This is a genomic window from Rhodococcus sp. p52 (assembly GCF_000763325.2).
Taxonomy (GTDB): domain Bacteria; phylum Actinomycetota; class Actinomycetes; order Mycobacteriales; family Mycobacteriaceae; genus Rhodococcus; species Rhodococcus pyridinivorans.
In genome coordinates this window covers 2,383,046-2,396,174 of record NZ_CP016819.1, presented here as the reverse complement: position 1 = coordinate 2,396,174, position 13,129 = coordinate 2,383,046, and the positions used below count along the sequence as shown (strand labels likewise).

The window sequence follows — 13,129 nt, the reverse complement described above, 5'->3', positions numbered from 1 at the left end:
GTGCCCTTTACGAAAGTCCGTACACCCGCTCGGCGTTCGCGGTGGTGGCCGCCGCCAGTTCCTCGGCGTCCTCGCCCCGCACCTCGGCGAGCGCGCGCACGGTGTACGGCAGGCAGTACGACTCGTTCGGCGCGCCCCGGAAGGGATGCGGGGTCAGGAACGGCGCGTCGGTCTCCACCAGCACCAGCTCGCGGGGCACGAGCGGCGCCGCTTCACGCAGGGCCTTCGCGTTCTTGAAACTCACGGTGCCCGAGAAGCTCAGCAGGTATCCGGCGTCGACGCAGCGGCGGGCCATGTCGGCATCCGACGAGAAGCAGTGGAAGATCACCTTCTCGGGTGCGCCCTCGTCGTGCAGGACACGCAGCAGGTCGGCGTCGGCCTCGCGGTTGTGGATCATCAGCGGCTTGCCGAGTCGCTTCGCGAGGTCGATGTGCCAGCGGAAGCCCTCCTCCTGCTCGGCCGGTTCGGCGCACCCGTCGAGCTTGCCGGGCCAGTAGAGGTCGAGGCCGGTCTCCCCCACCGCGACGCAGCGCGGGTCGGCGGCGAGTTTCTCGATCTCGGCGCGGGTAGCGTCGTCGAGACTGTTCGCGCGGGTGGGATGGATGGCGACGGCCGCGTGGACGCGGTCGTCCCAGTGCGCGGCCCGCACGGCGAAACGCGCCGCCTCGAGATCGTCGGCGACGGTGACGATGCGTCCGACCCCCACCACGGCGGCACGATCGACGATCGCGGAGGTCGTCGCGGCGTCCTCGGCACCGCACGCGTCGAGGTGCGTGTGGGCGTCGACGAGGGGACTCAACGGCTGCGGGGCTTCGGGGGCGGGACGGGCTGCGCTCACGCCCTATAAACTACTGGCCACCATGACTGCGTCTGATTCCTCCCGCCCGGCTGCCGGCGATCCCACCCGCCCGCCGTTCTACGTCACGACCGCGATCGCGTACCCGAACGGCGCCCCGCACATCGGGCACGCCTACGAGTACATCTCGACCGACGCGATCGCGCGGTTCAAGCGTCTCGACGGCTTCGACGTGCGCTTCCTGACCGGCACCGACGAGCACGGCCTGAAGATGCAGCAGACCGCCGCGAAGGAAGGCATCCCGGTCACCGAACTCGCGTCCCGCAACTCGGACGTGTTCGAGGCCATGGACAAGCGGCTGAACATCTCGTACGACCGGTTCATCCGCACCACGGACGCCGATCACCTCGAGGCGAGCAAGGCGATCTGGCAGCGCATGGTCGACTCGGGCGACATCTACCTCGACACCTACGCGGGGTGGTACTCGGTCCGCGACGAGGCGTTCTACACCGACGGCGAGACCACCCTGCTCGAAGACGGCTCGCGGATCTCCACCGACACCGGCACCCCCGTGGAGTGGACCGAGGAGTCCACCTACTTCTTCCGGCTGTCGGCTTATCAGGACAAGCTGCTCGAGCTCTACGAGAAGCAGCCCGACTTCATCGCCCCGGCCACCCGCCGCAACGAGATCGTCAGCTTCGTCTCCGGCGGCCTGAAGGACCTGTCGATCTCCCGCACCACCTTCGACTGGGGTGTGCCGGTCCCCGATCACCCCGATCACGTCATGTACGTGTGGGTCGACGCGCTGACCAACTACCTCACCGGCGCCGGCTTCCCCGACACCGAATCGGAGTCCTACCGCCGCTACTGGCCCGCCGACCTGCACATCATCGGCAAGGACATCACGCGGTTCCACACCGTCTACTGGCCGGCCTTCCTCATGTCGGCGGGGCTCGAACTGCCGAAGCGGGTCTTCGTCCACGGCTTCCTGTTCAACAAGGGCGAGAAGATGTCGAAGTCGGTCGGCAACGTCGTCGACCCGCTCGAGATGGTCGACCGGTACGGCCTCGACCAGCTGCGCTTCTTCCTGCTCCGCGAGATCTCCTACGGCCAGGACGGCAGCTACAGCCACGAGGCGATCGTCACCCGCATCAACGCCGATCTCGCCAACGACCTCGGCAACCTCGCGCAGCGCTCCCTGACGATGGTCGCGAAGAATCTCGAGGGCACCGTGCCCACGCCGGGCGAGTTCACCGCCGACGACGAGGCGATGCTCGCCCAGGCCGACGCGCTGCTCGCGAAGGTGCGCGCCGAGTTCGACGCGCAGGCCCTGCACCTCGGTCTCGAAGCGATCTGGCACGTCCTCGGCGAGACCAACCGTTACTTCTCGGCGCAGCAGCCGTGGGTGCTGCGCAAGACCGATCCCGAGCGGATGGCGACGGTCCTGTACGTCACGCTCGAGGTCGTTCGGATCGTGGGTCTGCTCGTCCAGCCGGTGATGCCCGATGCCGCCGCGAACATCCTCGATCTCCTCGGTCAGACACCCGAGGCACGGCAGTTCGACGCCGTCGCGACCCGCCTGGCTCCGGGCACGACCCTGCCCGCCCCGGCACCGGTGTTCCCGCGCTACGTCGACGAGGACTGAGCGTCCGATCCGGCGACGGAGAGCTTTCACCTGCGTGTTCTCCGTCGCCGCGCAAACCTGTCGGTGCCGTGCGCCACACTGCGGCGCATGCGCAGCGATAGAACACATGTTCGATCCGATGGCCTGAACGAGCACTCCCTGCTCGCCGAGCTGGGCGGTGCCTACGAGCGGGGATGGCAGCCCGCCGACGTGCTCCACGTGACGGCCCGCTCGGGTGGTCCCTCCGATGTCGCACTGACGGCGGCCACGATGCTGTTCGACGCGCAGATCCGGCGCGCGGCCGAACGCGCCCCCGTCGAGTGGGTACGGCAGCTCGACGAGATCCCCCGCCGGCACCCGCGTCCGGCCCACGCCGCCGGAGCCCCGACCCTGGCCGACGGTCTGTTCCGCGCGTTCCCCGACGTCACCCGCTTCGAGATCGAAGGGCTCGCCTTCACCTGGAAGTACCTGCCGTCCTTCGCGATCCTCACCCCCCCGCCGTCGCGATGGCCGTCCGTCCGGTCCGGCGACCCGTCTGCGCCCGCCCCGCCCGACACCCGGATCCTCGAACGCATCCGGGCACTGCTGTCGAAGGCCGAGTCCACCGACTTCCCCGACGAGGCCGAAGCGCTCACCGCGAAGGCGCAGGAACTCGTCTCGCGTCACGCCGTGGGTGCGGCGCTGCTGGCCGGACCCGACTCCGGCACAGACCCGGTCGTCGGCCGGCGCATCCACCTCGACAGCCCGTACATCCGCGAGAAGGTCCTGCTCCTCACCGCCATCGGCGACGCGAACCGCGTGCGCACGGTGTGGTTCACCCGGGTGCAGATCGCGACGATCGTCGGTACCGCCACCGACCTGCAGCAGGCCGAGATGCTGTACACCTCGCTGCTCGTGCAGGCCGGACGGGCCGTGCAGGCGGCCGGAACGGCGGGGCGGCGCGGATCGTCCGCGACCTCCTTCCGCCGCGCCTTCCTCACCGGCTACGCGCACCGGATCGGCGAACGTCTCCGCGAGGCGGACGTCCGGGCCACCGCCCACGCCGCCGCCGACGCGCAGATGCCCATCACGAAACTCGCACCCATCCTCGCCAGACGCTCCGACGCCGTCGACACCGAGTTCCGGCGGTTGTTCCCCGTCACCCGCGACTCGCGTAGCCGCGGGGTCGACGCCGACGGCTTCCACGCCGGTCGGGATGCGGCCGAGACCGCCTCGCTGACAACGGAATTCCGCACGGTCGGTCGCTGACCGGATCGATCACCGACGAGGTCGACAGCAGGAGACGGGCGTCACAGGAATTCGCGGTGGCGCCGTGTCACATCCCTGCCACGAGCGGTGTCCTATCGGTGACACCACTTCCGACAAGCGAAGGGAACAGAGCGATGACGACGCAATTCCATGTGGTGGTCGTAGGGGCGGGCTACGCCGGAGTGATGGCTGCGAACCGCTTGCTCGCCGAACACCCCGAGGTGGCGGTCACCGTCGTGAACCCGCGACCGGTCTTCGTCGAACGCGTCCGGCTCCACCAGGTGGCGGCCGGATCCGGAACCGCCACACACGAACTGTCCGATCTCCTGCACCCGCGGGTGACGCTGCACGTCGGCACGGCCGTACGGATCGAGCCCTACGCGGTGTCCCTCGCCGACGGCACGGTCCTGCCATGCGACGCGGTGGTCTACGCCGTCGGCAGCACCACGGGCTCCGGCGCGATCCCCGGTGCGGAGAAGGCGTTCTCCGTCGCCGACCTCGACTCCGCCACTGCCCTGCGCGACGCGCTCCTCGAGGCGGACGATCACGCCTCCGTCGTCGTGATCGGTGGCGGGCTCACCGGTCTCGAGACCGTCACCGAACTCGCACAGTCGCATCCGCGGCACACCCTCGTCCTCGTCGGCGATCCGGGAGCGGCCCTTCCTGTGAACACGCAGCGTTACATCCGCCACCGGCTCGACGAACTGGGCGTTCAGGTCCGGTCGGGAACGCGGGTCGCCCACATCGACGACGGCTCGGTCGTCCTCGACGACGGCTCCGAGATCCCCGCGACCCTCGTGGTCCGCACGGCCGGTTTCTCCGTGCCCGACCTGGCCCGTCGCAGCGGCCTGCCGGTCGACGACGACGGTCGTCTCCGGGTGCGCGACACCCTGCAGGCGGTCGACGGCTCGCCGATCGTCGGCGTGGGCGACGGCATGCCGGTCGTCGGCGTGGGCGACGTCATGCCGGTCGTCGGCGTGGGCGACGCAGTGGTGGTGGACGGCAACGACCACCTGCGCATGAGCTGCCAGGCGGCGATGCCGCTCGGCATCCACGGCGCCGACACGGTGTGGCAGTTGTTGCAGGGACGCGAGCCGGCACCGCTCTCGCTCGGTTTCGTCACGACCTGCATCTCTCTCGGCCGCGATCGCGGCGTCGTGCAGTTGTCGGCACGCGACGACACCCCGTCGAGGTGGGCCCTGCGCGGTCGGCTCGCAGCACCGGTTAAGGAAGCCGTCGTTCGTGGGACCATCCACACCATGCAACTCCAGGCGCGCGGACGTGCCCTGCCGTCCCGACGCGGACCGGACACCGCCGCACGCGAGAAGGCTCACGTATGACCGGCGACGACGTCTTCACCGAGCATCGGGGACTGCTGTTCTCGATCGCCTACGAGATCACCGGCAGTGTCGCCGACAGCGAGGACGTCCTGCAGGAGAGTTACATCCGCTGGGCCCGCACCGACACCGGCAGCGTCGACAATCCGCGGGCCTACGCGGCGCAGATCGTGACGCGTCAGGCGCTGAACTCGCTGCGCTCGGCGCAACGCCGCCGGGAGGACTACGTCGGGCCGTGGTTGCCCGAGCCGATGCTCACCGCCCCCGACGCAGCCGCCGAGGTCGAACTCGCCGAGTCGGTGTCGACCGCGATGCTGTTGGTGCTCGAGACATTGACGCCCGTCGAACGCGCGGTTTTCGTGATGCGCGAGGTGTTCGGTTTCGAGTACTGGCGCATCGCCGAGACGGTCGACCGTACCGAGAGTGCCGTCCGGCAGATCGCGCACCGCGCCCGCGAGCACGTCCATGCCCGGCAGCGACGCTTCACTCCCGCGGGCGACGAGACCGACCGGGTGGTCGCGGCGTTCCTCACCGCGGCCACCACCGGCGACCTCGACGGACTGCTGTCGCTGCTGGCTCCCGACGTGCGGTACCTCGCCGACGGTGGCGGCAAGGTCACTGCGGCCCGAGTTCCGATCTTCGGCTCCGCGAAGGTCGCCGGCCTGTTCCTCGGGCTGGTCCGGCATCCGCTGCCCGACATGACCATCGAGCCGGCCGTGGTGAACTCGATGCCCGGTTTCCTCGTCTACTCGGCAGGTGTCCTCGACATGGTGCTGCACCTCGAGATCGACGACCACCTGATCACCGGCGTCTACGTGGTCCGCAATCCCGACAAGCTCACGCATCTCCGGGCTCGTCCCGATGCTTCCGACCAGACATGACAAGCTGACGCCATGCGGATGGAACGACTCGGCCGCGGCGGCACCGTCGATCGCGTGCTCGGTGCACTCGCGGAACGCGCCAGGATCCTCGCGATCCCCGCCCCGGCGGCACTGTCGGGTGAATGGTTCGGGGCGGCGGCCGTGCTCGTCCCGTCCGTGTCCGTCGAATCCGTCCCACCGGCAGAGGTCTTCTCCCTCCCCGCGGACGCTCCCGGGCCCGGCGGTGCCGATCGGCGCTTCCAGCGCAGTGACGACCGGCCGCTCATCGGAGGCGGGCGCATCGGTTATCTCGCCTATCCGGATCGCATCCCGGACCGACCCGCGCTGCCCCTCGCCGCGAGCGGGTGGACCGACACTGTCCTGCGTCTCGAGGCCGACGGGTGCTGGTGGTACGAGACCCTCGGTACCGCACCCTGCCCCGACGATCTCGCCGCGGCAGTCCTCGATTCACCGTCGACCGCCGCCCCGCCGACGAACGCCACAGAGTCGACGAACGCCACGGACTGGCACATCGACTGGACACCACCGCCTCGCGACGAGCACCGCCGCGGCGTCGAACACTGTCTCGACGCGATCCGCGCCGGCGAGGTGTACCAGGCGTGCGTGTGCACGCGGTTCACGGGCAGATGGGACGGCGATCCGCTGGCGTTCTTCGCCGACGGGATCTCCCGGACTGACCCTCCGCGCGCCGCCTACCTGCAGGGATCGTGGGGTGCGGTCGCGTCGCTCTCGCCCGAACTGTTCGTCTCCCTCCACGGCGACACGCTGCGGTCGAGTCCGATCAAGGGCACCCTCCCCCTCTCCGCCGACCCCGCCGGGCTACGGGCATCGGTCAAGGACGTCGCCGAGAACGTGATGATCGTCGATCTCGTCCGCAACGATCTCGGCCGCGTCGCCGAGACCGGTTCGGTGCGGGTCGAGGATCTTCTGACCGTGCGTCCCGCACCCGGCGTGTGGCATCTGGTGTCCACCGTCGCGGCGGAGCGGCGACCGGGTGTGACGGTCGCCGATGTGCTCGACGCGGCGTTCCCGCCCGCATCGGTGACGGGCTGCCCGAAACTCCGCGCCCGGACGCTGCTCACCAGGTGGGAGGGTTCCGCGCGAGGTGTCTACTGCGGCACCGTCGGCATGTCGAGTCCGATCGCCGGCACCGAACTGAACGTCGCGATCCGCACCGTCGAGTTCGGGCACGACGACAGCGGCAACGGCGTGTGCGCGCTCGGTGTGGGAGGCGGCATCACCATCGACTCCGATCCCGACGCGGAATGGCAGGAATGCCTCGACAAGGCCGCCAGCATCCTCGCGCTCGGCGACGCGCGGGCAGCCGTTCAGCACACCTCGTCGGGAGGCGACGGCAACTCGTAACGTTCGAGGACCTCCTCGAGTCGCACCGAGGTGGAACGGCAGATGCGGGCTACGACGGCATCGGCGTCGAGCCCCCATGTGCGGAGCAGACCGTCGCCACCGGCGGCGACGATGGTGCTGTCGGGCGCGAAGGTCACCTGCCATCGTCCCGTTCCCATGTCGGTGACCGGGCCACCGATCTCGTGCATGCCGCCCGGGTCGGCGACGTCCCACAGACGGACAGTGCCGTCGTCGCTGCCGCTGACCGCGCGGGTGCCGTCGAGGGTGATGGAGACGGAGTAGACCGTGCCGGTGTGGCCGCTCAACCGGGTCTCGCGGGCGACGAAGTCACCGGACTCGGTGCGGTCCCAGACCACCACGTCGTGGTCGTCCCCGCCGGTCACCAGCACGTCGCTCGACCCGCCGAAGGCCACGGTGTTCACGCCGGTTGCGTGCCCGTCCGAGACGTTCACCCGTGTCGGGGAGCGCGGATCGGTCACGTTCCAGGCGTAGATCTCGCTGTCGGCGCTCGTGACCACGAGACTTCGACCGTCGGGGCTGATGGCAGCACTGCGCACGAGATTCTTCGGTCCCGTCAGCGGCTGGCCCCACGGCACCGGTTCGGCGGGATCCGCGATGTCCCACAACTGCACCGTGGAGTCGTCGGCGCCGGTCACGAGGGTCGTGCCGTCGGGTCCGAACGCCAGGGCGGAGGTGAACCTCGTGTCGAGCGGCACCGGATCGCCGAACGGCTTCGGTGTTGCCGGATCGCGCACGTCCCACAATTGCACGCTGCCGCCGGAGGTCGGTGCCGTGGCCAGGATCGTGCCCGAGGGCGAGAGCGCGCACACGTACGCACCGCCGAGCGGGCGCGGCAACGCGATCCCACCGGCGCGGTTCCAGTCGCCGCCCTGATCGACCCGCCAGAGCGTGACATCCGGTCCGTAGCTGCCGGTCGCGACGAGGGCTCCGGCACGATCGATCGCCGGCCTGGTCAGCGCTCCGTCGGCGACCGCCATCCGGGTCTGCGGCATCGTCCACACCCGGACGTTGGAATCCTGTCCGCCGGTGACGACGGTGGTCCCGGTCGGGCTCACCGCGAGCGTCGGGACACCGCCTCCGTGCCCGGTCAGCGGCGGGCCGATCTCGTCGAGGGTTCGTGTCGACGGGTCGACGTCCCACAGTTTCGCGGTGCCGTCCCAGGACGCGCTCGCCAGTGTGCGTCCGTCGGGGAGGAAGGCGATGTTCCAGACACCGCCGGTGTGGGCGTTCGTCGGCACCCCCAGCGGGCGGGCCGCGCGCGGATCGGTGGTGTCGAACAGGTGCAGCACACCGTCGTCGCTGCTCGCCGCGAGGATCGTGCCGTCGCCGTTGAAGCTCACCGAATGGGCCACGTCGCCGAAACCGGTGAGCGGCTCACCGAGCGGCACCGGCCGCGAGGGCGTGCTCACGTCCCATAGCCGGACGGTGCGGTCGTCGCTCGACGTGGCGAGGACCTGCCCACCGGGACGGAAGGCCACCGTCCGCACACCACCGTCGTGCTCGTCGACCAAGGTGACGGGGAACCGGCCCGATCCGGGATCCGAGGTGTCGACGAGTGCGACGTGCCCGTCGTCGTAGGGCACGGCGAGCACCCGCCCGTTGGGTGAGTACCGCACGTTGTGCACGGCGCCGTCGGCGTAGCCCTGCCGGTCGAGCACCACGCGCGGCGCGGCACGATCGGACGCGTCGTAGATCCACACACCGCCGTCACCTGCCCCGATCGCGAGGAAACGGCCGTCGGGGCTGAACGAGACGGACGCCATGTACTTCGACGACAACCGCAACGGCTCGCCCACGGCGGACGGTTCGTCGCCGTCGAGTGCCCACAGGCGGACGGTGCCGTCATCGCTCGCCGACGCGAGGGTGGCCCCGTCGGGGGAGACGACGACGCCGTAGACCGGCCCGGTGTGTCCACTCAGTGTGTACGCGAGGGGCACGGCCTGGCTGGCGATGAGCCTCGAGTACGCGACCGGGCTGTCGGGCTGGAGTTCGGCCGCGACGAGCGCCAGGTTCGCCGAGATCGTGGAGTCCTTGTCCTGCAGGGAGTCGGACAGCGCGACGATCTGCTGGAACTGCGCGGTGCTCCGTGCCGTCTCGGCCCGGCTCTTCGCGTCCCAGGCCAGTCCGGTCATGACGAACGCGATGATCGTGGACAGCGCCATCGCGGTGATGCCCACCCGCCGGGTCCGGGTCTCGCGGGCGATCTGCCGGCGGGAGGCGTCGAGGAAGGCCACCGCGGTGGGGCTGAGCGCGACCGGCCCGCGCCGGCCCTCGGGAGTGCCCGCCATGGCGAGGTGCGGATTCTGCTCGGACACGACGTCCATGCGTCCGCGCTGGTATAGCAGCTCGCGGTTGCGTCCGGAGCCGAGCCAGGTCGACGCGTCGGCCTCGATCTGCTGTCGCAGGGCGGCACCGGCGCGGTCCTGCTGGATCCAGGACTTGAGTCGGGGCCACGCGTCGATCACCGCATCGTGGATGAGTTCGACATAGTCGGCGTCGACGACGAGCACACGTGCCGACACGAAATGGTCGAGGACGCGCTTCGACGCGTCGCGATCCTCCCCGCCGACCGCGAGCAGTTCGTTCAGCGACCGCGCGATCTTGACGTCCGTGCCGGTCGTGGTGACGTACACCAGGTGGACGAGCATCGAGCGGGCACGGGCACGGTCGGAATCGTCGGCGAGACTCTCCCACGCTCGTTCGGCGCCGGCGGCGACGGATCCGCGGCCCCCGCCGGTCGCGCGGTAGGCGGCGACGGTGAGCGTGCCCCCGCTGCGCTTGTCCCACAGGGAGTCGAGCAGGTGGGACAGCAGGGGAAGCTCGGTGCCGCTGATCTCACCGTCGGCCAGTCCGGTGAGGTCGTGGAGGATGAGGTCGACGAGACCTGGTTCGAGGCGGACACCCACGAGTTTGGCGGGCGCGGTGATGACCTCGACGAGATCGTCGCGGTCGAGGGGCTGGACGGTCTTGGTCCGCCGTTCGAGGGCCCGGGCGAGCACGGGAGTGGCCACTGCCTGGTCGTAGAAGTCCGACCTCATCGTCGCGACGACGAGTGCGGGCGCGTCGCCGTCCGAACCGGTCGACGCCGTCTCGATGAGGGTGAGGAACTCGGTGCGCAGAGCGACGTCGCTGCACTGGGTGAACAGTTCCTCGATCTGGTCGACGACGATCAGCAGCAAGGACGACGACGTACGGGAGGTCGCGGCAAGCAGGGCCGCGTGGACGGCGGTGTGGTCGGCGGGGTCGCCGACGTCGGTCAGTTCGGGGAGCGCGTCGACGAGTCGTGCCACCGGGTCGGTGCCAGGGGTGAGGACCACCGGGTGGCAGTCCGGCGCGGAACACAGCTGGGGAATGAGACCGGCCTGTACGAGCGAGGACTTGCCGACGCCGGAGGCACCGGTCACCACGACCGGGCCCTGCCCGTGGGAGGCCGTCACCACGTCGGCGAGGGTCCGCACACTCTGGGCGCGCCCGAAGAACAACCGGGCGTCGTTCTGACGGTAGGAGGCGAGTCCCTTGTAAGGGCGGATCCCGGGCGGCACCGATACCGATGCCGATTCCTTGGTGCGCGGAGCGTTCGCCTGGCCGCGCGCGGCCTTCCACCAGTTCTCCCACTGCTTCAGGGAGTACAGACCGGGGGCCGGCGGTTCGGCGTTGAGCTCCCGCGCCGCGCGGATGAGGACCACGAGCACCGGATGCACCGACTCGAAGTTGGCCGGCATCCGGTTGCCGCTGCGCCAGTCGCTGACCCGCTGTACGGAGACGGTCCGGTCGCTGCCCACCGCCCGGGCGACGGTCGCGGCATCCGAGACGACCTTCTTGAGGGCGGGACGACCGGCTGCGGCGAACAGCATGCGCAACTGGTCGGCGAAGAACTGACGCTGCGCCGAACCAGGCTTTCCGCCGGTCTCTGACATCCGTTCCGCGCCCTTCGTGCTCCCGTTCCCCGCCTGCAAACATCCGCTGCGGAAAAATTCCTCACCACGTCTGAGCAGGGATGATACCGGTTCCGCGCCGGTCGGTATTCTCCGTCCCCATCAAAGACGAGGAAGAGTGGTGACCACGCAAGGTTCGGCCTTGCAGTGTGGGGCGGGGGCCTCCACGCCGATAGGGACTGACGAGGGGTAGTTCCGGGTCGGCGTGGAGGCATGCTCCACATACGTTCGGCCCCGCATCACGCGGGGCCCTTCGCGTATCCCCGGCCTACTTCACGACGTCGGGATCGTCCGTCGCGACGGGGCTGTTCAACAGATACGGATCGCGATCCAGGTAGGCCTTCGTCTCCCGCGCGATCAGACCCGACAGCACCAGCAGACCGATCAGGTTCGGCAGCGCCATGAGGCCGTTCATCACGTCCGAGAAGTTCCAGACCACCTCGAGCTGGGTGGTGGCACCGATGAACACCACGATCACGAAGATCGCGCGGTAGGGCACCACGCCGCGGCGACCGACGAGACGCTCGACGCACCGCTCGCCGTAGTACGACCAGCCGAGGATCGTCGAGAAGGCGAAGAAGACGACCGAGATGGCAACGATCCAGTGACCCCAGTCCCCACCGAGTCCGTCGGCGAAGCCGGCCGATGTCATCGCGGCGCCCTGCTCGCCGGACTCCCAGGCTCCGGTCGTGACGATGACCAGACCGGTGAAGGTGACGACGATGATCGTGTCGATGAACGTCTGGGTCATCGACACCAGGCCCTGACGCACCGGGTGGGTGGTCTGGGCGGCCGCGGCGGCGATCGCCGCGCTGCCCATGCCCGACTCGTTCGAGAAGATGCCGCGCGCCACGCCGTAACGCAGAGCGATCATGAAGACCGATCCGATGAAGCCACCGGTGGCCGCCGTGCCGGTGAAGGCATCGGTGAAGATGAGCGCGAAGGCATCGGGGATCTGCGTGAAGTTGACCGCGAGGACGATGATGCCGGCGCCGACGTAGAGGAGGATCATCGCGGGCACGAAGCCGGCGGTGCCCCTGCCGATGGACTTGATGCCGCCGAGCAGGACTGCCGCGGCGAGCACGGTCATCACGATGCCACTGAGCCAGGTCGGCACACCGAAGGTGCCGTCGAGCTGGGTGGCGACGGTGTTGGCCTGGGTCATGTTGCCGATGCCGAAGCTGGCGAGCACGGCGAAGACCGCGAACAGCAGGCTCAGGACGAGACCGGCCTTGTTGGGGATGGCGCGGGCGAGATAGTACTGCGGACCACCGCTCTGCTCACCCTTGGCGTCGGTCGTGCGGTACTTCACGCCGAGGAACGCCTCGGAGTACTTGCTGGCCATGCCGACCAGGCCGGTGACCCACATCCAGAACAGCGCGCCGGGCCCACCGAAGTAGATTGCGGTGCCGACACCAGCGATGTTGCCCACGCCCACCGTCGCGGCGAGCGCGGTGGTCAGTGCCTGGTACTGGGAGATGTCGCCTTCGGTGGCGCCTTCGTCGTGGCGAGTGATCAGACCCAGCCGCAGTGCGGGCCACAGCTTGCGGAACTGGATGCCCTTCAGCCGAATCGTGAGCACGAGGCCCGTGCCCAACAGCAGCGGGATGAGCAGGTACGGCCCCCACACCACCCCGCCCACCTCGACGAGGAAATCGTTCACCGAATCCATCCGCGTCCTCCTGATCGTCCGAAGCCCCCGACAGCGTCCGACCGGCCGGTGCCGGTGACGTCTGCGCTCGGGACCCGGCAGAGTCTAGGCTTCCGTGGCACGCAATGTCCCCGGACCCCGCGGCGCGTCCGATATGCGTTCTTCTCGATCGGTGGGCGGCAGGCCGCGTCAGTCGCGACGCGCTTCCAGCACCGCGTCAGTCGCGACGCGCTTCCAGCACCGCGTCAGTCGCGACGCGCTTCCAGCACCG

Annotated in this window: 8 protein-coding genes; 5 read left to right on the top strand and 3 right to left on the bottom strand. The window is 69.6% G+C overall.

Features of this window, described 5'->3' with window-relative positions:
• Window positions 1-7 precede the first annotated feature (7 nt).
• Window positions 8-838, bottom strand: a complete 831-nt coding sequence (locus IM25_RS11220) for a TatD family hydrolase (RefSeq protein ID WP_033098244.1) — start codon at window positions 836-838, stop codon at window positions 8-10.
• A 22-nt stretch (window positions 839-860) separates the two neighbouring features.
• Here IM25_RS11220 and metG point away from each other — a divergent pair, with 22 nt between their 5' ends.
• The 5 genes from metG to IM25_RS11195 all read left to right on the top strand — a co-directional run bounded on the left by metG (window position 861) and on the right by IM25_RS11195 (window position 7,251).
• A complete protein-coding gene (metG, locus tag IM25_RS11215; RefSeq protein ID WP_033098243.1) occupies window positions 861-2,441 on the top strand; it encodes a methionine--tRNA ligase in 1,581 nt (526 codons plus the stop codon).
• Between the two features lie 87 nt (window positions 2,442-2,528).
• The gene (locus tag IM25_RS11210; protein WP_019288778.1) at window positions 2,529-3,668 is read left to right on the top strand and encodes a DUF2786 domain-containing protein; all 1,140 of its coding nucleotides are present in this window, start codon (window positions 2,529-2,531) and stop codon (window positions 3,666-3,668) included.
• 134 nt (window positions 3,669-3,802) lie between these two features.
• On the top strand, window positions 3,803-5,008 hold the full coding sequence (locus IM25_RS11205; protein WP_084294996.1) for an NAD(P)/FAD-dependent oxidoreductase: 1,206 nt from the start codon (window positions 3,803-3,805) through the stop codon (window positions 5,006-5,008).
• Entirely contained in the window at window positions 5,005-5,886 is an 882-nt protein-coding gene (locus tag IM25_RS11200) for an RNA polymerase sigma-70 factor (protein WP_006553810.1), read from the top strand. Before IM25_RS11205 ends, IM25_RS11200 begins: the two co-directional genes overlap by 4 nt.
• A gap of 12 nt (window positions 5,887-5,898) precedes the next feature.
• On the top strand, window positions 5,899-7,251 hold the full coding sequence (locus IM25_RS11195) for an aminodeoxychorismate synthase component I (protein WP_006553809.1): 1,353 nt from the start codon (window positions 5,899-5,901) through the stop codon (window positions 7,249-7,251).
• Here IM25_RS11195 and IM25_RS11190 read toward each other — a convergent pair.
• Both IM25_RS11190 and IM25_RS11185 read right to left on the bottom strand, forming a co-directional pair.
• Window positions 7,215-11,189 carry an nSTAND1 domain-containing NTPase gene (locus tag IM25_RS11190; protein WP_065996040.1) on the bottom strand — a complete coding sequence of 1,325 codons (3,975 nt, stop codon included), beginning with the start codon at window positions 11,187-11,189 and terminating at the stop codon, window positions 7,215-7,217. The two genes, IM25_RS11195 and IM25_RS11190, sit on opposite strands and share 37 nt — an antisense overlap.
• Before the next feature lie 286 nt (window positions 11,190-11,475).
• Entirely contained in the window at window positions 11,476-12,879 is a 1,404-nt protein-coding gene (locus IM25_RS11185; protein ID WP_065996039.1) for an alanine/glycine:cation symporter family protein, read from the bottom strand.
• Window positions 12,880-13,129 lie beyond the last annotated feature (250 nt).